We start from the raw sequence: 20,158 nt of genomic DNA, 5'->3' as shown, positions 1-20,158 counted from the left end.
AGCGTCACGTGCGTACGAAGCTCCGCAGGCGGTACGTCGGTTCCGGGCGCGGGGTGTCCTGGTCGGGCAGCAGTTCCAGCCGGGCCGCCAGCTGGCGTGCGGTGATGCCCCGCGGGACGATGCGGGAGGCGTACCGCCCCGCGAGCAGCGCCTCGGCGGAGCCGCGGGGGGTGCGGCCCTGGCCGTGGCCGGTGAAACGGGCCTCGCCGCCGGGGCGCAGGCCCGCCCGGGAGGCGTGGGCCTCGACCTCCCCGGAGGAGTCCGAGGGGGTGGGGGTCAGATGCGCGGCGAACACGGCGTCGATGTCGCTGCCGACGTCGTGCGCGCAATCCTTGTCCACGGTGGTGACGAGGACCCCGCCGGGCCGCAGCACCCGGGCGGCCTCGGCGATCACCGCGGGCACCAGCCCCGGCCCCCGCAGCAGGTGCAGCAGCCACACCGCGCTCACCGCGTCCAGCGAGCCCGAGCGCACGGGCAGCCGGGCCGCGTCGGCGCGGGCCACGGGGACGCCGCGGCGCAGCGCCGCGGCGGCCATGCCGTGGGAGGCGTCGGCGCCCAGGACGCGCAGTCCGGGGCGCCCCAGCCGGGCGGTGACGATGCCCGTGCCGCAGCCGAGGTCGAGGAGGGTGGCCACCTCGGGCGGGAGGAGGCTGAGGACGGCCGCCGCGGCGGCCTCGGCGCGCGGGGTGCCGCCGCGGGAGGCGTCGTAGACCTCGGCCTCGGCGTCGTAGTCGAGCAGCGGTTTCGCGGTCGGTATGTGCGTGGTGGTCATCAGCTCGCGCCGTGGGAGGGGGCGAGGGACTCGACGCGCTCCGCGAGGGCGAAGTCGGTCTCCGTCACCACGCCTCCGGCGTCGTGGCTGTTCACGGAGAGCCGCACCGTGTTGTAACCGAGCGTCAGATCGGAGTGGTGGTTCAACTCCTCCTGGACGGAGGCGATGTGGGCGACCAGGGCGCTCGCCGCGAAGTGCGTGCCCAGGCGGTAGGTACGGATGATCCGGTCGTCCTCGAAGGCCCAGCCGGGGAGTTCCCGCAACCGGTCCTCGATCTCCTTCTGCGACAGCGGTTCACTCGGCATGCACCGGCTCCTTTTCCCCGTGACGTGTAGTCAAGGTTCCCACAGTGCACGCCGGATCGAACCTTTCGCGCCATAGTGCGCTCGGGTACTTCTGCACCTTCCGCCCCCGGCGCACGCCCCCTAGGCTCCTGCGCCGGACGTGACTGTTACCAGCAGTAACGAGGGGGCATTCGCCATGGCCGGCACCGGGAGTTCCAGGCGTACGTTCATCGCGGGCACGGGCGCCGCGACCTTGTCGGCCCAGGCCGCGGCGGCCCTGGCGGCTCCGGCGGCGGCCGCCGCGCCCGCCGCGGCACCGCCCGCGGCGCCCTCCCCGAACGGCCGGCGCGTCGCCGTCCTGGGCGGCGGGGTCGCGGGGATGACCGCGGCACACGAACTCGCCGAGCGCGGATACGCCGTCACCGTGTACGAGCGCCGGGCGCTCGGCGGCAAGGCCCGCAGCATGGACGTGCCGGGCAGCGCGCGCGGCGGCCGCAGGCCGCTGCCCGCGGAGCACGGCTTCCGCTTCATCCCCGGCATCTACCACAACCTGCCCGACACCATGCGGCGCATCCCCTTCGCGGGCAACGCGAACGGCGTGTGGGACAACCTGGTGGCCCCGCCCGAGATGATGTTCGCCCGCGCCGGGGGCCGCGAGGACCTGCGCGGCCCGATCCCCTGGCCCGGCCACTCCCCCGCCGCGCTCACGCCCGAGGAGGTGCGGCGCGCCCTGTCGGGCATCCTGCAGACCCTGGTCAGGCTGCCTCCGCACGAGACGGCGTACTTCGTCGACCGCGTACTGGTCTTCCTCACCAGCTGCGACGAGCGGCGGGCCGAGGTGTGGGAGCACACCCCGTGGTGGGAGTTCACCCGGGCGGCACGGATGTCGTACGAGTACCAGCGCATCCTGGCGGTCGGCGTCACCCGCAACATCGTGGCGACCAAGGCGGAGGAGGCCTCCACCCGTACCGTCGGCACCCTCGGCGAGGCCTTCGTCTTCAACCTCCTGGGCCGCGGGGCGGACGGCCCGCCGGACCGGATCCTCAACCTGCCGACCAACGAGGCGTGGATCGACCCGTGGGAGGCCCATCTGCGCTCCCTCGGGGTGGAGTTCAGGATCGGCTGGACCGTACGGGAGGTGCAGTACGCGGGCGGCCGGGTGAGCGGGGTCGCGGTCGAGGGCCCGGACGGCGCCCGGCAGACCGCGACCGCCGACCACTACGTCAGCGCCCTGCCCGTCGAGCACGCCCGGCGCACCTGGAGCGCGGGGCTGCGGGCCGCCGACCCGATGCTGGGGCGCTGCGACAGGCTCCGGACCGACTGGATGACCGGCATCCAGTTCTACCTGACCGAACGGGCACCGCTGGTGCACGGCCACTTCAACTGCGTCGACTCCCCTTGGTCGTTGACGGCGATCCAGCAGGCCGAGCACTGGCCGGCGCGGGACTTCCCCGCCGACTACGGCGACGGGGCGGCGGTCGACTGCCTGTCGGTGGACATCTCGGAGTGGGACAAGCCGGGGATCCTGTACGGGAAGACGGCCAAGCGGTGCACCCGCGACGAGGTGGCGCGCGAGGTGTGGGCCCAGCTGAAGGCCTCCCTCAACGACACGGGGGAGACCCTGCTGTCCGACTCGAAGCTGCACTCGTGGTTCCTGGATCCCGGGGTGGACGGCCTCGGCACCCCGGAGCCCACCAACCAGGACGAGCTGTTGATCCACCCGGTCGGGACCCTCGCCAACCGGCCGAGCGCGGGCACGCGCGTCCCGAACTTCTTCCTCAGCGGGGACTACGTCGCCGTCGACATCGACCTGGCGACGATGGAGGGCGCCAACGCCTCGGCCCGCGCGGCCGTCAACAGCCTGCTGGACCGCGACGGTTCGACGGCGCGGCGGTGCACCGTCCGGCCGCTGTACCGGGCGCCGGAGATGGAGTCCGCCAAGCGGCACGACCTGTGGCGGTACCGCCTCGGCCTGCGCAACCTCTTCGATGTCGGCTGATCGCGCCGGGCGCCCGGGCCCGGCGGGCTCGGCTACCGTCGGAGCCATGACCACCTCGACACCCGCAGTCGGCGCCCTGCTCCGCACATGGCGGGAGCGGCGCGGCATCAGCCAGCTGGAGCTGGCGGGCCGCGCCGACTCCTCGTCCCGGCACATCAGCTTCATCGAGACGGGGCGGGCCCGGCCGAGCGAGGAGATGGTGCTGCGGCTCGCCGACCGCCTCGATGTCCCGGTGCGCGAGCGCAACGCCCTTCTGCTGGCCGCCGGTTACGCCCCGCACTATGCGCAGACCGCGCTGGACGACCCGTCGATGGAGACACTGCGGGAGGGCATCGAGCGGCTGCTGACCGGGTACGAGCCCTACCCCGCGCTGGTCGTGGACGCCGCGTACGACGTCGTCGCCGCCAACCGGGGCGTCCTGATGCTGCTGGACGGCCTGCCGGAGCACCTGCTGACACCGCCGCTGAACGCGATGCGGATCACCCTGCACCCCGAGGGCCTGGCCCCGAGGATCCACAACCTCAGGGAGTGGCGCGGGCACTTGCTCGCCCAGATGGAGCGCCAGATCGCGTTGGCCCGCTCCGAACCGCTGCGCGCGCTGTACGAGGAGGTCTCCTCCTATCCGGTGGCCGAACGCCCCGGCGACGGCGCACCGCGGGAGCCCGTCCCCTACATCGCGCTCCCCCTGCTCATCGAGCACGACGGCCACCTGCTGTCCTTCGTGTCGTCCATCGCGACCTTCAACACCCCGATGGACGTGACCGTCGCCGAGCTGGCCATCGAGACGATGCTCCCGGCCGACCCGGCGACGGTGAAGTACCTGCGCTCACTCGGCGACTGAGCGCAGCGCGAGCTGCTGGAGGACGGCGAAGCCGGCGACGGTGAGGGCCTGCGCCGGGATCCACACGGTCCCTGCGAGGGTCGGCGAGAACCACACGGCGAGGGCCACCAGGCTCAGCGCGGCCCAGGCGTAGTTGGTCTCGACGACGGCCTTCACGGCGAACACCGGGGGCCGGCCGCGCGAAGCCAGCAGGCCGACGGCGGCGCCGTAGAGCACCAGCAGTACGCCGACGGCCGGCAGCAGCCCCGGCCCGACCCCGAGCAGCCGCCCCAGCGGCGCGGAGAAGGCGACGTAGGCGAGGCCGTTGCCGGTGGTGACAACGGCGTCGAGGGCGAGGAAGCGACGCAGCGCGAGCTGCGGGACGGGCGTACGGGCGAAACCGGCGAGCAGGGTCGCGGACATGGGGCAGCCTCCGTCGAGGTGGAACGGCCAGGTGGGAGCCGGGCCCCGGAACCGAGTGCGCGGCCCCGGAACCCGACGCCCCCACTGTGCCGGGCCCTCTCGCCGGGGGTCGATTACCTCCGAGGTCATGCCCACGCTTTTTGAGGTGGGCGGCAGCAAAACATTGGGGTTCCCGTGGTTCGGCCGGGGGTGGGGGGCTAGGCTTCACGCAGCCCGATCCACTCGAACGCCTTGTCGACATATGGAGAATCAGCCGGTGCGAGCCGCCGCCCGACCCGACCTCGCCGCGATCTGGCGGCGCGTGGGGGCACTCGCGGAGCGGTGCGGCCGGGACCCGGCCGAGGTGCTGGCGGTGGGGCGGCTGAGCCACCTGTCCGGTGTCGAACCCGGGCGCATCCCACCGGTGGTGGCGGGTACGGCCGCCGAAGTACCGCTGGAACAACGCGTGCACCAGCGGTTCCGGCTGCTGCGGGCGACCCGGCGCGACAAGCACGGCCGGGAATGGCCGCTCGCCGCCATCGCCCACGACTTCGACGCCCCCGGCGCCTCCCTCGGCCCCCTCAACGCGGGCACCGGGCTGCTGCGGATGGGCCACGCGGCCGGCGTGCAGCGGTTCTTCGGCGTCTACGCCGGATTCCTGCTGGCCGACTGCAAGAGCGCGGTGGAACGCGCCCTCGCCCTGTCCGTGACCACCGTCTCCGACGGCCGGGACGACCTGGAACACCTCTCGTACCTGACCGGTATCACGCCCCAGGCCGTCCGGCAGACGCTCGACGGCAGGCCGCCCCGGCTCCCCCTGAAGGAGCAGGTGCACCAGCGGTTCGAGCACCTGCGGCGCACCAGGCCCCGGGAGGACGGCCAGGCCCACTCGCTCACGGCCATCGCCAAGTCCTTCGACGCGTCGGGGCAGTCGCTGACCCGCCTCGCCCAGGGCGAGGGCATGCCGAACCTCGCCGCGGCCGCCGGGATACAGCGCTTCTACGGCGTCGACGCCGGCTTCCTGCTCGCCGACGACACCGAGGCGCTCGCCACGGCACTCGCACTGATCGAGGGCGAACTGGAGTGCGTGGAACGGGAGCGGGAGAATCCGATGCTGGCCGTGCTGCGTGCGCATGACGTACGGAGCATCGTCACGCGGGCCGGCCGGCTGTCGCCACAGGGGTGGAAGTCACTGGCCGACCACTTGGACGACCTCCTCGCGCGCGAGGGGCAGCTCGGACTTCCGGGCACGAAGGGCGGGGCGCCGACCGAGGGCGCCGCCGCCGAGGGAGAAACACCATGAGGACCACACGGGCCATGCGCAAGCTGGGCTCCGAACTGCTGGAGGGCGCACGCCTGACGGCGCCGGCCGATGTCGGGGAGATCATCGGGGCGCTGTGCGCCGCCTACACCCAACGGCGCGGCACAGACCGGAAGGTGGACTTCCATTTCACCTCGTTCCCGCCCGACACCGCGAGCGGGCTGTGGCTGGAGCTGGACGACGTCGACCTGATCGTCGTGGAGCAGCACACCCGGCCCGAGCACCAGCTCGTCATCGCCTGCCACGAGCTGTGGCACCTGGACGAGGGGACCTGCGACAGCGTCGGTCCGGGCATGCTGGTGGCCGCCCGGCTGGCGGGACGCCACGGCAGCCTCGCCGAACTGCTCGCCCCCGGCTCCGGGCTGGACGCGGTGGTCCGGCAGGCCGCCGCCCGCGCCGACCAGGGGGATCCGGCGGAGATCCGGGCCGAGACCTTCGGCCTGCACCTCGGCAACATCCTGCGCTCCCGCCTCCCGTCGCCCCGGGAGCAGCAGCTCCCCGAGGCGATCGAGCGCATCAAGTCCTCACTCGGCTGGGGAAGCCCCGTGCCACGCCGTGACCAGCACCAGCCAGTCGCCGCATCCCTCACGCCGATGCCCTCAGCACGGCCCTGACAGAGAGCCCGCCACGATGAACCAGTCCTCCCCGCCCCGCCACGCCGTCGTCATAGGCGGCAGTCTGGCCGGCCTCCTCGCGGCCGCTGTCCTCGCCGAGCACGCCACGGTCACCGTCATCGACGCCGACCCGCTGCCGGAGGGGCCGGCCCCGCGCCGTGGGCTCCCTCAGGCCCGGCACACCCATCTGCTGTGGTCGGGCGGCGCCCGGGCCATAGAGCGGATCCTGCCCGGCATCACCGACGACTGGACGAAGGCTGGCGCCATCCGCCGCAGCCTGCCCACCGACCTGGTCACCAAGACCGCCCAGGGCTGGATCCCGCGCTGCGGCGAGAAGCAGTTCAACATCTCCTGCAGCCGCGACCTCCTCGACTCGGTGGTCCGCGCCCGGATCACCGGCCTCGCCGGGGTCACCACCCTCCAGAAGAGCCGGGTCCGGGGCCTGGAGGGCACGGCCGCCCGGGTCACCGGCGTCCGCGTCGACACCCCCGAGGAGCAGGACCGGCTGGTGACGGCCGATCTCGTGGTCGACGCCAGCGGCCGCGGATCGCGCGCCCGGACGTGGCTCCAGGCCCTCGGCGTGAGCGGCATCCGGCAGGCCGAGGTCGACTCCGGTCTCGTCTACGCGACCCGGATCTTCGAGGCCCCGCCCGGCGCGCACGAGATGGGCTTCCCCATCGTCAACGTACAGTCCGACCCCCGGGTGCCCGTGCCCGGGCAGACCGCCACGATCGTGCCCATCGAGAACGGCCGGTGGCAGGCCACCCTGTCGGGCACCCGCGGCGGCCAGCCCACCGGCGACCCCGAGGCGTTCATCCCCTTCGCCAAGTCCGTACGCGACCCGATCGTCGGCGAGCTCCTGGAGGGCCGCAAGCCCCTGACGGACGTCGCCGTCACCCAGGGCACCGCCAACCGCCGGATCTACTTCGAGAAGGCCGAGCTGCCCGACGGCTTCTTCGCCGTCGGCGACTCCGTCGCCACCTTCAACCCGCTGTACGGGCAGGGCATGACCGTCGCCGCCCAGGGCCTGCTGGCCGTACGCACCCTCCTGCGGGCGAAGGGGCTGGCCCATCCGGGAATCGGCCGCGAGGCGCAGCGCGTCATCGCACCCCAGGTCGCCACCGCCTGGGAGCTCGCCACGTCGCAGGACATCCTGTATCCGGGGGCCACCGGGATGAAGCCGCGCGCGGGCACCGGCCTGCTCAACGGCTACGTCAACCGGCTGATGACGGGCGCCACCACCGACGAGGCGCTCACCGCCGCCCTGTTCAACGTCCTCACCATGAGCATCGAGCCCACCCACTGGCTGCGCCCGTCGGTGGTCTGGCACGTGGCGCGCGCCTCCGACCGGGGCGCACTGAAAGCTCCGCCGCTCACCGCCGCGGAGCGGGCCGTCGCCGGACTGGACCCGGCGCCGGGCACGAGAACCGGGTCCGGGAGCACCGGCGCCGGGCCGGGGGCCGCCCCCACCGGTCCGGAAATCGATCCGGTCGGCCCTGCCGACCCCGTCGGACAGGCCCGATGAGCTGCGAGATCTCCCTGCTCCTGCCCGGCTCCCTGATGGTCCTGGCGCTGCTGATCAAGGCTCCGGAGCTGCGCCGGAACTGGGACCAGCCGCTGAACCGGACCGCGTGCGCGCTGCTCGTCGTCGGCGCCCCGATCACCTTCCTGGCGTCGCCGCCGACGATCGCCGCCGTCAACCGCCGTACCGGCGTGGTCAACTTCTCCGCGCCGCTGGTGTTCGGCCTGCTCACGGTGTTCTCCGGGCTGTGCGTCGTCCTGGTCCTGCAGTGGCGCGGCGGGCCGCCCGCGGCCGTGCGCCGTGCCACCCGGCTGACCGCGGTCGTGTTCGGCACGGCGACCGCCGCGATCGTCGCCCTGTTCGTGATCGGCGACGCGCCGGTGGAACGGCTCAGGGACCTGGACACGTACTACGCCACGACGCCGTGGATCCGCGAGATGATCGTCTGCTTCCTGGTGGCACACACCCTGGGCACCTCGGCGCTGACCTGGCTGTGCGCCAAGTGGTTCGCCCGCGCGGACCGCTCGCTGCGCCCGCTGCGCACCGGGCTGGCCCTGATCGTCCTCGCGGGGCTCCTGGACCTGGCCTACCTCACCGCCAAGTGGGCCTCGGTGGCCGCCCGCTGGGCCGGCCGCGACTGGGTCGTGCTGTCCACTGACGTGGCACCGCCCCTGGCTTCCGCCTCCGCGCTGCTGCTCGGCGCCGGGTTCGTCGTGCCGTTGATCGGCGGGTCGGCGACGTGGACGGGCTTCAGTGAGTACCGGCGGCTGCGCCCGCTGTGGAAGGCGCTGCGCGGGTTCGCCGCGGCCCAGGGACGGACCGTCCCGCTGGCCTGGTGGTCCCCGGTGGGGATCCGGCTCGTCCACCGCGAGTCCGTCATCGACGACGGCATCCTGGCGCTGGCCGGCTGGTTCGACCCCCGGGTACACGCCACCGCGTACGAGGCGGCCCGCGGCCGGGGTCTGGACGAGGCGCGGGCCGCAACGGTCGCGGACGCCGCCGTCGTGGCCGCCGCGTGCCGCCTCAAGGACGCCGCCGCGCGCGGATCCGGGCCGGGCCCGGCCCCGGTCGCGGAGCCGCACCGTTTGGGCCGCCGCCCGCTGACCGCGCTGGCCCACGAGTTCCGCACGTCCGCGGTCGTCGCCGCTGCCCGCGACGCGGCCGCCGCCGCGCCCGCCCCGGGCCCGGAGCCGGTCGTCGCCTGAGTACCGGGAACGCACAACGCCCCGGGCCGGGGCCCGGGGCGGTGCGTCGGACGCGCCGATCGGCGCGCGCAGCGGATCGGCGGGCGGAATCAGAGGGCGGCGAGGTCCAGCCCCGCCTGCGCTGCGGCGGCCCGCACGGTCTGCTCCAGCAGGACGGCGATCGTCATCGGGCCCACACCGCCCGGAACCGGCGTGATCAGCGAGGCCCGGGCAGCCGCCGACTCGAAGTGGACGTCGCCGACGTTGCCCTCGTTGTAGCCGGCGTCCAGGACCACCGCGCCCGGCTTGATGTCCTCGCCCCGGATGAACTCCGCCTTGCCGACGGCGGCGACCAGCACGTCCGCCTGGCGCACGATCGAGGAGAGGTCCCGGGTGCGGGAGTGGCAGTAGGTGACGGTGGCGTTCTGCTCCAGCAGCAGCATCCCGGCCGGCTTGCCCAGGATCGCGCTGCGGCCGACGACCACGGCGTGCTTGCCGGTCAGGTCCACCTCGTACTCGGCGAGCAGGCGCATGATGCCGCCCGGGGTGCAGGAGACGAAGCCGGGCAGGCCGAAGCCCATGGCCGCGAACGAGTGCATGGTGACCCCGTCCACGTCCTTGCCGGGGGCGATGGCCTCGAAGGCGGCCCGCTCGTCGATGTGGTGCGGGACGGGGTGCTGGAGCAGGATGCCGCTGATCTGCGGGTCCTCGGAGAGCGCCGTGATCGCCGCGACCAGCTCCTGCGTGGTGGTCGAGGCCGGCAGCTCCACGTGGCGGGAGGTGATCCCGGCCTTGGCGCAGCGGTTCTGCTTCATGCGGACGTAGGTGACGGAGGCGGGGTCCTCGCCGACCAGCACGGTCGCGAGGCAGGGTGCGGTGCCGGTGCGCTCGGTGATCTTCGCCGCGAGGGCGGCGGTCTGCTCCGAGATGCGGCGGGCGAGGGCGGTGCCGTCCATCAGCTGGGCGGTACCGGCGGCAGGGGCAGTCTGGGCAGTCGTCACGGGGTCTCCTGAACGTCGCTGCGGATCGCGGTTCGCCCAGGCGCGCGGCAGTCGGCGTACGGGAGGTCCTGAGGTACGCCGGGCCGCTCCCCGGTGGTGATCCACCCGAACGCCAGTCACGGCCCGCCGACCACTGTAGTCGACCAACCCGGTGGTCACCCGGCGCCCGACCTGCGACGATCAATACATGACGCGAACTTTCGACCATCTTGTCGCCGAGGCCGAGTCCGTCTCCGTGGACGGCTGGGACTTCTCCTGGCTCGACGGCCGCGCCACCGAGCAGCGCCCCTCCTGGGGCTATCAGCGGCTGATGGCCGAGCGCCTGGCCCGGGTCCGGTCCGCCCTGGACATCCAGACCGGCGGCGGCGAGGTCCTCGCCGGATCCGGCCCCCTGCCGCGCCTGACGGTGGCCACGGAGTCCTGGCCGCCCAATGTCGAGCGGGCGACGAAGCTGCTGCACCCGCTGGGCGCGGTGGTGGTCGCGGACTCCGACGAGCCGCCCCTGCCCTTCGGCGACGAGGCCTTCGAGCTGGTGACCAGCCGGCACCCGGTGACCATCTGGTGGGACGAGATCGCCCGGGTGCTGGAGCCGGGCGGGACGTACCTCTCCCAGCAGGTCGGCCCGGCGAGCGTCTTCGAACTCGTCGAATACTTTCTCGGGCCACAGCCGGAGGAGGTCAGGCGCGCACGGCACCCCGACGACGCGGTCGCGGACGCCACGAAGGCGGGTCTCGAAGTGCTCGACCTGCGCTCCGAACGGCTGCGCACCGAGTTCCACGACATCGGAGCCGTGATCTACTTTCTACGGAAGGTGATCTGGATGGTGCCCGGCTTCACGGTCGTGCAGTACCGGGACCGCCTGCGCGAGCTGCACGAACGGATCGAGCGGGACGGCCCGTTCGTCGCGCATACCGCCCGTTTCCTGATCGAAGCCCGCAAAACGGGCTGACGCGGAGGGCGGACGGATCCACGCCGGATCCGGTTGCCCGGCCCCAGCGTGGCGCAGGTCACTCAATTCAGCGCGTAACGAATCGACTCGGGCATGCGATGAACCGACAGGTGTCCTCGCGCGGCCCGGAATACAGACCCCCCTCGGGTCTGTTTCCCGAGTTCGCGCGATGATGTCCCGCCCACCCCTTATCTGTTCGCAACGAGAGGCTCCTTGTGTCGCTCAGCCCGTCCCGTACGTTCCCTCCGGAGATCGCCGAATCCGAGGCCCTGGTAGCGCTCGTCGAGCGCGGCCGCGAGCAGGGTCACATCAACGGTGACGACGTGCGCCAGGCCTTCGAGGCCGGCCGCATCCCGGTGGACCAGTGGAAGCGGGTCCTGCGCAGCCTGAACCAGGTCCTCGACGAGGAGGGTGTCGCCCTTCACGTGAGCGCGGCCCCCGCCACCAAGGCTGCCGCGAAGAAGCCCCGCAAGGCTGCCGCCGCCCCCGCCCGCACCGTCGCCAAGAAGGCCGCCGCCGCGCCCCGCCCCATCGGTGCGCGCAAGACCGCGGCCACCGCCGCGGCGCCCGCGGTCACGTCCACGGCTTCGGCGATATCCGCTCCGTCGGCCTCCGCGGCCGCGGAGGCGGCGCCGGCCGAGGCCGCCGCCGAGCCGAAGAAGCGCACGGTCAAGAAGACCGCCGCCAAGAAGACCGCCGTGAAGAAGACCGCCGCGGCGAAGAAGGCCGGCGCCAAGGACGCCGACGAGGGTGAGACCCCGGCCGTCGAGGGCGAGGACTGGGCGGCCGAGGACCTCGTCGACGAGGCCGAGGAGGAGGCCCCCAAGACCGGCGCCCAGGGCTTCGTGCTGTCCGACGACGACGAGGACGACGCCCCGGCGCAGACGGTCATGGTGGCCGGCGCCACCGCCGACCCGGTCAAGGACTACCTCAAGCTCATCGGCAAGGTGCCGCTCCTCAACGCCGAGCAGGAGGTCGAACTCGCCAAGCGCATCGAGGCCGGTCTCTTCTCCGAGTACAAGCTCGAAGAGGAGGAGGACCACAAGCCCGCCTTCAAGCGCGAGCTGGAGATCCTCGTCGAGGACGGCCGCCGTGCGAAGAACCACCTGCTGGAGGCCAACCTCCGTCTCGTGGTCTCCCTCGCCAAGCGCTACACCGGCCGCGGCATGCTCTTCCTGGACCTGATCCAGGAGGGCAACGTCGGCCTGATCCGCGCCGTGGAGAAGTTCGACTACACCAAGGGCTTCAAGTTCTCCACGTATGCGACGTGGTGGATCCGCCAGGCGATCACCCGCGCCATGGCCGACCAGTCGCGCACGATCCGCATCCCCGTGCACATGGTCGAGATCATCAACAAGCTCGCCCGCGTGCAGCGCCAGATGCTCCAGGACCTGGGCCGTGAGCCCACCCCGGAGGAGCTGGGCAAGGAACTCGACATGACCCCCGAGAAGGTCATCGAGGTCCAGAAGTACGGCCGCGAGCCGATCTCCCTGCACACCCCGCTGGGTGAGGAGGGCGACAGCGAGTTCGGTGACCTCATCGAGGACTCCGAGGCGGTCGTGCCCGCGGACGCGGTCTCCTTCACGTTCCTCCAGGAGCAGCTCCAGTCGATCCTGGGCACGCTCTCGGAGCGCGAGGCGGGCGTGGTCTCCATGCGCTACGGCCTCAACGACGGCCAGCCGAAGACCCTCGACGAGATCGGCCGCGTGTACGGGGTCACCCGTGAGCGCATCCGCCAGATCGAGTCGAAGACCATGTCGAAGCTGCGCCACCCGTCGCGTTCGCAGGTCCTGCGCGACTACCTCGACTGAGCCGGCTCCCGCACGACGCCCCCGCTCCGCCACCCGGCGGTGCGGGGGCGTCGTCGTCACGGGCCGCGTGCCCCCTCCGGACGTGCCCGGGAGGCGCGTCGGCGCGACCATGGGCTGGACGGGCCGCCTCCGGGGCACCCCGTCCGACCCTCCCGACCAGGAGGTCCGCCGATGACCGACCGCCCTGTGCCACCTGCCCCGCAGTGGGGCCCACGGCCCCAGGACCCCTCGGTCACCTCCGGCACCTGGCGGACCCCGCCGACCGCGGCGGGGGACGTGATCCTCGGCATCACCTACGCCGTCTACCGGCTCGGCGGCAGGCAGCGGTCGTGACGCGCGTCAGGACAGCCGGAAGACCGGGCCGCGCGGGGTGAAGGGGAGAGAGGCGCCCTGGGGGACCAGGAAGGCGTGTTCGCGGCGGATGCGGAGGGTGTCGCACCAGCCGTCCGTGATCACCAGCAGCGGCGCTCCGGGCGGGAAGTCCTCGGCCCGCTGGAGCAGGTCGATGCCCGGCTGGAGGACGGTTCCGCCGCGGCCGCGGACCCGTACGCGGCCCGCGATCTCGGTCGGAGCGACGTAGCCCGCGTCGTAGGCCGCCGCGTCGCAGAACACCACGCGCGCCGCCGGGACGTCGCGGGCCCCGGCGTACGAGGCGATCGCGCCCAGCGCCTTGCCGAGCAGGGTGGCGTTCATCGACCCGGAGGTGTCGAGGACCACGCCGAAGGTGCAGCGGGCGGTCTCCTCGGGCGGGAAGTACCGGCCCGCGCGCGGGATGTCGGGGGTGGAGGCCTGGCGGCGCGCCGGGCGGGCGTAGGACCGGACGGGCTGCGGCCTCGGCACGTACTCGTCGAACCAGCGGGCGAGGCGGGCGTCCCACGGCACCGGCGGGTGGGCCAGGGCCCGGATCTCCTGGACCAGCCCGGCGGGCAGCGGCCCGCGCCCGCCGCGCACGTGCAGGTCGAAGCCCTGGACGAGGCCGCGCCGGTAGAACTCGTCGAGGTCCGTGTACGGGCGCCCCGCGCCGTGGGCGAGCGGCTCGCCCAGGATGTCCCCGGCGCCCCGGCCGCGCAGGGTGGCCAGGCGCCGCATCCGGCGCAGGTCGGTCGTGATCCGGTCGTACACCTCCTCGACGGACAGCCCGCGCAGCGCCGGGTCGTGCAGCAGCCCTTCGGGCATGCTCCCGATCCGCATCTCCACCAGCCAGTCGTTGACGACGTAGTCGGCGGCGACGTTGTGCAGGAACGGATCGCGGGGGCCGCGGCGCTCGCCGTGGCGCAGGGCGGCGTGCAGCATCTCGTGGGCCAGGATGAACCGCCACTCCTCGTCGTCGAAGGTGCGCAGCGGGTTGATGTAGATCTCCCCGGCGGTGGCGCTGACGGCGGCGATGGAGATGTCCTGCGCGCGGGCCAGCTCGGCGTCGGCGACGACGGTCAGGCCGGCGGCGAGCCCGCCCAGCAGCGGGTACGAGGACACGAACCAGTTCAGGGCCCGGTCCCAGGGGCGCTGTTCGAGGCGTTCACCGGTGGTCCGGTCGCGGCGGCCGCCGGCCACGTCCATGGCGGCGGAGACGCTGCGGGTCAGGGCGGCGGCGAAGGCGGTCTGCCAGTCGGGGACGGTGGTGTCCCAGGTCCGCCAGGGCACCAGGACCTGGTCGGGGTGGCCGCCCGCCGTGCCGCAGTGCTCGTAGGCGGCCGGGATGCCGTCGCGGCGCCAGCGGGCGGCGAGCTCGTCCTCGTCGCCGCCGGGGTACGCGGCGGGCAGGTGGTCCGGGGCGCGGCCGACCGGGAAGGTCAGCAAGAAGCGGTTGACGACCGTGCAGCGGGCGGCGAGGTCGAAGCGGTCCGGCTGGGGCCGGTCCTCGTCCTTGGCGGCCGGAACGTGGCCGAAGCCGAGGTGCAGCAGGGCGTGGGCGATCGCCCACGCCCACTCGCGGGGTTCGGCCCGCCGGGTGGGGTGGACGTGCACGACGCCGTTGGAGGACACGGCGGCCAGCCCCGCGGCCGGGGACTGCGGGCAGCCGGCCTCGCGGCAGACCTTGCCGTGGAGGGCTCCGAGGGCCGGGTTCTGCTGGACCAGGGCCATGCCCTCGGCGAAGGCCTGGGTGGCCGGGTCGGGCTTGGCGGCGGCCTTCGCGCGTGCCTTTCCGCTCCGGCTCACCGGCGGGCCTCGACCAGCCGCGGCATGTCGCGGGCGGCCTCGATCAGGAACCAGCCGGGCAGTACGGGCCGGCCGTCGGCGTCATCGGCGATGACGGTCTGGGCTACCTCGACGGAGATCTCGGCGAGCTGGACGAGCAGCGACTTGAAGCGGTGGGTGTGCTGGCGCAGGGCGGGCGAGACGTGCTCCTTCTGCGCGGGGAGCTCCTTGAGCAGGCGGCCCCGGAAGGCCTCCGCGAGGTAGTAGAGCAGGTCGCGGTCCTGTAGCCGGGCCGGCCAGGAGGCGTCGCCCTTCAGGATGGCCTCGATGCCGAAGGTGTGGCGGACGATCTTGGCGTAGCCGCAGAAGGAGACGGCGTGCGCGGGGGTGAGGGTGCCGTGCGCGACCACCTTGAGGGTCTGCTCGTCGAGTTCCGCGCCGAAGGAGTGCAGGGCGTCGGAGAGCATGTGCCAGGAGCGCGGGGTGGAGAAGGGCTCCTCGGTCTTGGGCGGCTGCGACCAGAGGTGGTCGGGGCGGTCGGTGAGGTAGTCGGTGACCCACGGGTGGACGCCGTGCTCGCCGGCCCACACCAGCCAGTCCTGTGCGGACGCCCGGAGGTGGACGTGGGTGAGGCGGTTGACCAGCGCGGAGGCGATGGGCCGGGCCAGCGCGTTGTCCGTGGCGCGGTTGCCGGCTCCGATCACGATGGAGCCCGCGGGCAGTTCGTAGGAGCCGATCCGGCGGTCGAGAATCAGCGAGTAGAAGGCCTTCTGGACGTCCGGGCTCGCGGCGTTGAGCTCGTCGAGGAAAAGGCAGTACGGCTCGTCTCGGGCGATGGCCTCGGGCGGGCAGAACACGGAGCGGCCGTCGCGGATCTGCGGTACGCCGATGAGGTCCTCGGGGGCGAGCTGCGTGCCGAGGAGGCTGACGCACTCCAGGCCGAGGGAGTCGGCGAACTTCCGCACCAGCGAGGACTTCCCGATACCGGGCGCCCCCCAGAGGAAAACGGGCCGCACGGTGGAGAGGCCGAGCAGCAGTTCGGGGATCTGGGCGGGGGTGACGGTGACGGCAGCCTGCACGGGCGGGGACGTCCTTCGGGTGGGGCGGTGTGTGGTGCGGCCAGTCTGGCCACACCACACACCGTGCGGCATCCGGTTTTCCCCGGGCGCCCGCCCGGTTCAGGTTTCGAGCCGGTGCTTGAGCTTCTCCTCGTTCAGCGGCATCTCCTTGCGCGCGTACGGCTTCACGACGAGCGGCACGAGGACCCTGCCTATGCCGTGGCCCTCGAAGTCGAGGCTCAGGGTGAGCCGGGAGCGCGCCCCGTCGGCCAGGGGCTCGACGGTGCCGCGGACGTCGCCGCGGACCGGTCCGTCGATGCCGTGGAGGTGCCAGGTTCTGGGCGGGTCGTACTCGGTGACTTCCATGGTCGTCGGGAACTCGCGGCGGCCGATCCGCCGCCGTACGGCGATGAGCGAGCCGACGGCCGGGTGTTCGCCGCCCCGGACGGACACGGCGCTCTTCTGCCATTCCGGCAGGTGGGAGGCGTCCGACAGGTAGGCGAAGACCTCTTCGGGACTCCGGTCGATTTCGATGCTTTCCGTGATCGCGGACATGGCGACCCCCTCATGCCCCCCAAGGCACTGTCCTTCCACGCTACCGCGCAGGTCAGGCGGCTGTCCGCTGCCTGCGCGCGGCCATCACGGCGTAGACGGCGACGCCCGCGAAGAGGAAGAGCACGCCCTGGTAGACGGCGGCGTATCCGGAGCCGGCCACCAGCCACATGGAGAAGCCGAAGGCGAGGACGGCGAGGGCGCCGTCGCGGGCCAGGCGGCCCCGGTGGACGCGCTCGCCCCGGCCGGAGAGCAGGAAGTAGATCTGCGCGGCGGTGGAGAGCAGGTAGGGGACGGTCGCGGTGAAGGTGGTGACGAGGACGAGGATCTCGAAGACGCCCTCGGAGCCGGCCGTGTAGTTGTAGACGGTCAGGGCGGAGGCCAGGGAGGTCGTGACGACGACGCCGACCACCGGGACGCCGCGCCGCTTCTTCTCGAAGGCGCGGGGGAAGAGGCCGTCCTTGGCCGCCGCGTACGGGGTCTGGGCGCTGAGCAGCGTCCAGCCGTTGAGGGCGCCCCCCATCGAGACGACGGCGGCGCAGGCGACGAGGGTGCCGCCCCAGGTCCCGCCGAACATGGCGTTGACGGCGTCGGTGAAGGGGGCTTCGGAGGCGACCAGCTCCTCGTGGGCGACGAGCCCGAATACGGAGAGGGTGCCGAGCAGGTAGACGACGGCCGCGCCGGCGGTGCCGAGGATCGTGGCCCGGCTGACGTTGCGGGCGGGGTCGCGGACCTCCCCGGCGCTGACGGCGGCCGACTCCACGCCGAGGTAGCTGAAGAGGAGGATCGCCGCGGAGGCCGAGAGCGCGCCGGCCGGGCTCTGGCCGGTGGCCTGGAACGGGCCGAGGTTGGCCGGGTCGAAGAAGAACAGACCCCCCACGGCGACCAGCATCAGCGGGGCGAACTTCAATACGGTGGCGACGAGTTGGACGACACCCACGTAGCGGGTGCCGGCCAGGTTGGCGAGCGCGGGGAGCCACTGCATGGCCAGGGCCGCCAGGCACATCGACCACTTGTGGGCACCGATGGCCGGGAAGAGGACGCAGAGGTAGCCGACCGACGCGACGGCGAGGGCCGCGTTCGACACCCAGGAGGTTATCCAGTAGCTCCAGGCGGCGAGGAAGCCGGCGAAGTCACCGAAGGCGGCGCGGGCGTAGACGTACGGGCCGCCGGTCTGCGGGTGGCGGCGGGCGAGGCGGCCGAAGACGAGCGCGAGGGCGACGGCCCCGAGCGTGAGCACCGCGAACGCGAGGAGGCTGATGGTGCCGAAGGGCGCGACCGAGGCCGGGAGGAGGAAGATCCCGCCGCCGATGATGTTGCCCATGACCAGGCAGGTGGCGATGGGGAGTCCGAAGCGTCGGGCATGGGGGTCGCGGCCCGGCTCGGGGAGTGCGGTGGCCTCGGCGGGCAGGGCTGCGGTGCTGGTCATCGGTGGTGCGCCTCGGGTCGTCTCACATGGTGGGCGGGTCGACACATGGTCGGCCACCGTGCGGGTCGTACCAAATCAGCGGGTTTCGTCCCGCGCGGGCGACCCTTCGGAAGGAAGGATTCCGCCGAGGTGGCCGTCCGGCGGTGAATTCTGCGGCACCGCTCGCACAGGCCGCTCGCCGACCGCCCGGACGCTCTCCTGCGCCCATCGGCCCGTCGGCGCCGCCACCGGTACCTGTGGGCCGTCCGCCTCCCAGAGCCAGCGCCGCAGTACGCCGTGCACCGACTCCGCGCCGACCAGCTCCGCGCCGGGGTCCGACAGCTCCGCGGGCCACATCAGGAAGGGGCGCCCCTGCTCCCCGCCCAGGCCGCCGTGCGAGCCGATCTGCTCCTCGAAGGCGTGCACCGCGCCCGTGTCCGGGTCGTACGCCGAATTCACCATGATGTCGGCCACGTGCGGGAAGGCGTCGGTCCGGCGTACGGCCTCTGCCGCGCCGGGGCCGAAGGCGGCGAGGAGCTCCTCCGCCTCGCCGGGCACGTCCAGCCGGGCCTGCGCCCCGTCCGGTCCCAGCACCACCCCGTCCACCAGCAGGAAGCCCACACCGGGGTGGTTCGCCAGGGTGGCCAGCAGCGCGGGGTGCGCGCGCTCGATACGGGCCCGCGAGGCCCGGCCGGGGACGTCGGGGAAGGAGATCAGGGCGAGGTTGCCCGAGGCCAGCACCACCGGGTCGGAGCCCGGCCCGGGGTGGGCCTCCTCGTCCTCCTCCACCGGCCGGTGGAGCGCCGCGAGGACCGCGGCGCGGGCCTCGGCCCCGCTGTGGGTGCGGCCGGCCCTGCGGGAGACGGGCAGTCCGCAGCCGGCACGCACCAGGTCCTTGAGGCTCAGCCCGTACCGCGCCAGGAAGGTCTCCCCCGGGCTCTGGCCGTGGTCGGACAGCAGCACGATCCGGTACGGGCGGGGCGCGTGCTCGGCGACCCGGGCGATCAGCGCGAGGCTGCGGTCGAGGCGTTCCAGCACCTGGTCGGTGTCCCGGCCGCGCGGGCCCGAGTGGTGCGCGACCTCGTCGTAGGCGACGAGGTCGGCGTAGACCACGGTGCGCCCGGCGAGCATGTCGCCGATCACCGCCGCCACGACCACGTCCCGTTCGACCACGGTCGCGAAGGCCCGGATCAGCGGGTAGAGCCCGCCGCGCGACACCCGCGGCCGGTCGCCGCGGATCCGCGCCCGCAGGGACTGGACGATCTCCCGGGCCGCGTCGGAGACGAAGGACAGGGCGGTGCGGACGGCGTTGGCCGGATCGGAGAAGTACGCGAAGTATCCGGCGCGGGACCGGTTGGCCCGGCCCCGCCGCGCCGACACCGAGAGCACGAGCGCCAGCTGGTCCGCGCCGCCGCTGAAGAGGTTGCCGCGGCTGGCCCCGTCGAGGGTGAGCAGTCCGCCGTCCCCGGTGCGTTCGACGGCCCGGCGCTGGAGTTCCGCGGCGCTGGTGGGCCGGTTGCAGACCACCACCTCGCCGGTCTCCTTCTCGTACCAGCGGAAGGCGGGCACGTCGAAGGTGGAGCCGTGCAGGATGCCGAGCTGGCTGGCGCCGGTCTGGCTGGACCAGTCCGTGCGCCAGGGCGTGACCCGGTGGCCGTGCTCAAGCCAGCCGGCGACGGTGGGCATCAGCGCGCTGTTGCAGGCCTCGCGCAGCACCTCGTACCCGACCCCGTCGAGTTGGACGACCACCAGCCCCGGCGCGGGCGCCCCGGCCCGGGGCGCGGCCCCGCGGCCCTGTCGCCGGCGGCGGCGGTCGGCGAGCCGGTAGAGCCGGCGCCGGTACGCCTCGTCGTCGCGCACCGCGAGCGCGGTGGAGGCCGCCGAAGCCACCGCGGACATCACGGCGGCCACGACGACCGCGGTCTCGGGGGCCGCCTCGCCCCGCCCGTCGGGGATGAGCCTGAGCGCGATCAGCAGGAGCGAGCCGTTCAGGAAGAAGACGAGCAGCCCGAGCACGAGGGCCGGCACGAGCAGCAGGGCCCGCACGACCACGGGCCAGACCAGGGCGCCCAGCAGGCCGAAGGCGCCGGCGCCCCAGGCCGCGGTGAGGCCGATCTGCGTGATGCTGTCGCCGTCGTCGGACTGGAGCCGGAAGTCCGGCAGGATCCCGGCCAGGGCCAGCATCGTGAGGGTCGACACCGCCCAGACGAGGAGCACCCGCACCAGGGCGTTGCCCGTGGTCCGCCACCTTCGTCGCCGCACCGCGCCACCCCCTGGGTCGTCTCCGCCTCCAGGCTCGCACAGCGGCGGCGGCCCGGCCGGGCG

General features: G+C 73.4%; 18 protein-coding genes and 1 riboswitch. Of the genes, 9 read left to right on the top strand and 9 right to left on the bottom strand.

Features of this window, described 5'->3' with window-relative positions:
• Positions 1-4 precede the first annotated feature (4 nt).
• Both ACZ3X1_RS16940 and ACZ3X1_RS16935 read right to left on the bottom strand, forming a co-directional pair.
• Complete coding sequence (locus ACZ3X1_RS16940; RefSeq protein ID WP_356815394.1) at positions 5-772, bottom strand: class I SAM-dependent methyltransferase; 768 nt, start codon at positions 770-772, stop codon at positions 5-7.
• Complete coding sequence (locus ACZ3X1_RS16935; protein WP_356815393.1) at positions 772-1,077, bottom strand: 4a-hydroxytetrahydrobiopterin dehydratase; 306 nt, start codon at positions 1,075-1,077, stop codon at positions 772-774. The genes ACZ3X1_RS16940 and ACZ3X1_RS16935 overlap by 1 nt, the downstream gene beginning before the upstream one ends.
• A gap of 175 nt (positions 1,078-1,252) precedes the next feature.
• Between ACZ3X1_RS16935 and ACZ3X1_RS16930 the strand changes: the two genes are divergently transcribed.
• Both ACZ3X1_RS16930 and ACZ3X1_RS16925 read left to right on the top strand, forming a co-directional pair.
• Positions 1,253-3,055 carry a hydroxysqualene dehydroxylase gene (locus ACZ3X1_RS16930; protein ID WP_467280112.1) on the top strand — a complete coding sequence of 601 codons (1,803 nt, stop codon included), beginning with the start codon at positions 1,253-1,255 and terminating at the stop codon, positions 3,053-3,055.
• Between the two features lie 46 nt (positions 3,056-3,101).
• Positions 3,102-3,896 carry a helix-turn-helix domain-containing protein gene (locus tag ACZ3X1_RS16925; protein ID WP_356811187.1) on the top strand — a complete coding sequence of 265 codons (795 nt, stop codon included), beginning with the start codon at positions 3,102-3,104 and terminating at the stop codon, positions 3,894-3,896.
• Here ACZ3X1_RS16925 and ACZ3X1_RS16920 read toward each other — a convergent pair.
• Positions 3,882-4,298 (bottom strand): hypothetical protein, encoded by a 417-nt coding sequence (locus ACZ3X1_RS16920; protein ID WP_467280111.1) that lies wholly within the window; start codon positions 4,296-4,298, stop codon positions 3,882-3,884. The genes ACZ3X1_RS16925 and ACZ3X1_RS16920 overlap by 15 nt on opposite strands.
• A gap of 256 nt (positions 4,299-4,554) precedes the next feature.
• On the opposite strand from ACZ3X1_RS16920, the gene ACZ3X1_RS16915 reads away from it, so the two are divergent.
• The 4 genes from ACZ3X1_RS16915 to ACZ3X1_RS16900 are packed head-to-tail and all read left to right on the top strand — an operon-like array spanning position 4,555 to position 8,939.
• Complete coding sequence (locus ACZ3X1_RS16915) at positions 4,555-5,580, top strand: hypothetical protein (RefSeq protein ID WP_356811185.1); 1,026 nt, start codon at positions 4,555-4,557, stop codon at positions 5,578-5,580.
• Positions 5,577-6,212: a toxin-antitoxin system, toxin component gene (locus ACZ3X1_RS16910; protein WP_356811184.1), complete on the top strand. Its 636-nt coding sequence runs from the start codon at positions 5,577-5,579 to the stop codon at positions 6,210-6,212. The genes ACZ3X1_RS16915 and ACZ3X1_RS16910 overlap by 4 nt, the downstream gene beginning before the upstream one ends.
• A 16-nt stretch (positions 6,213-6,228) precedes the next feature.
• Positions 6,229-7,737 (top strand): NAD(P)/FAD-dependent oxidoreductase, encoded by a 1,509-nt coding sequence (locus ACZ3X1_RS16905; protein WP_467280110.1) that lies wholly within the window; start codon positions 6,229-6,231, stop codon positions 7,735-7,737.
• Complete coding sequence (locus ACZ3X1_RS16900) at positions 7,734-8,939, top strand: MAB_1171c family putative transporter (protein ID WP_467280109.1); 1,206 nt, start codon at positions 7,734-7,736, stop codon at positions 8,937-8,939. The genes ACZ3X1_RS16905 and ACZ3X1_RS16900 overlap by 4 nt, the downstream gene beginning before the upstream one ends.
• A gap of 89 nt (positions 8,940-9,028) precedes the next feature.
• Here the strand turns inward: ACZ3X1_RS16900 and ACZ3X1_RS16895 are convergent, their stop codons facing one another.
• A complete protein-coding gene (locus ACZ3X1_RS16895) occupies positions 9,029-9,874 on the bottom strand; it encodes a bifunctional 5,10-methylenetetrahydrofolate dehydrogenase/5,10-methenyltetrahydrofolate cyclohydrolase (protein ID WP_362630046.1) in 846 nt (281 codons plus the stop codon).
• A 72-nt stretch (positions 9,875-9,946) separates the two neighbouring features.
• Positions 9,947-10,049, bottom strand: a riboswitch (ZMP/ZTP riboswitch).
• A gap of 57 nt (positions 10,050-10,106) precedes the next feature.
• Here ACZ3X1_RS16895 and ACZ3X1_RS16890 point away from each other — a divergent pair.
• The 3 genes from ACZ3X1_RS16890 (at position 10,107) to ACZ3X1_RS16880 (ending at position 13,012) form a co-directional block, all read left to right on the top strand.
• Positions 10,107-10,868 (top strand): methyltransferase domain-containing protein, encoded by a 762-nt coding sequence (locus tag ACZ3X1_RS16890; protein WP_356811181.1) that lies wholly within the window; start codon positions 10,107-10,109, stop codon positions 10,866-10,868.
• Between the two features lie 215 nt (positions 10,869-11,083).
• Entirely contained in the window at positions 11,084-12,679 is a 1,596-nt protein-coding gene (locus ACZ3X1_RS16885; RefSeq protein WP_356811180.1) for an RNA polymerase sigma factor, read from the top strand.
• Positions 12,680-12,850: 171 nt separating this feature from the next.
• Positions 12,851-13,012 carry a hypothetical protein gene (locus tag ACZ3X1_RS16880; protein ID WP_467280108.1) on the top strand — a complete coding sequence of 54 codons (162 nt, stop codon included), beginning with the start codon at positions 12,851-12,853 and terminating at the stop codon, positions 13,010-13,012.
• A gap of 6 nt (positions 13,013-13,018) precedes the next feature.
• Here the strand turns inward: ACZ3X1_RS16880 and ACZ3X1_RS16875 are convergent, their stop codons facing one another.
• The 5 genes from ACZ3X1_RS16875 to ACZ3X1_RS16855 form a co-directional block, all read right to left on the bottom strand.
• A complete protein-coding gene (locus tag ACZ3X1_RS16875) occupies positions 13,019-14,836 on the bottom strand; it encodes a vWA domain-containing protein (protein ID WP_467280107.1) in 1,818 nt (605 codons plus the stop codon).
• A complete protein-coding gene (locus ACZ3X1_RS16870; RefSeq protein WP_467280106.1) occupies positions 14,833-15,894 on the bottom strand; it encodes an ATP-binding protein in 1,062 nt (353 codons plus the stop codon). The genes ACZ3X1_RS16875 and ACZ3X1_RS16870 overlap by 4 nt, the downstream gene beginning before the upstream one ends.
• 99 nt (positions 15,895-15,993) lie before the next feature.
• Entirely contained in the window at positions 15,994-16,428 is a 435-nt protein-coding gene (locus ACZ3X1_RS16865) for an SRPBCC family protein (protein ID WP_467280105.1), read from the bottom strand.
• 52 nt (positions 16,429-16,480) lie between these two features.
• Positions 16,481-17,854, bottom strand: coding sequence for an amino acid permease (locus ACZ3X1_RS16860; RefSeq protein ID WP_467280104.1), 1,374 nt, complete (start codon positions 17,852-17,854; stop codon positions 16,481-16,483).
• Positions 17,855-17,929: 75 nt separating this feature from the next.
• Positions 17,930-20,095 carry a phage holin family protein gene (locus ACZ3X1_RS16855; RefSeq protein ID WP_467280103.1) on the bottom strand — a complete coding sequence of 722 codons (2,166 nt, stop codon included), beginning with the start codon at positions 20,093-20,095 and terminating at the stop codon, positions 17,930-17,932.
• Between the last annotated feature and the right edge of the window lie 63 nt (positions 20,096-20,158).

The sequence above is a fragment of the Streptomyces sp. NPDC023541 genome (assembly GCF_055559995.1).
The sequence above is the reverse complement of the archived record's forward strand: the minus strand, read 5'-3'. Positions and strand labels throughout refer to the sequence as shown.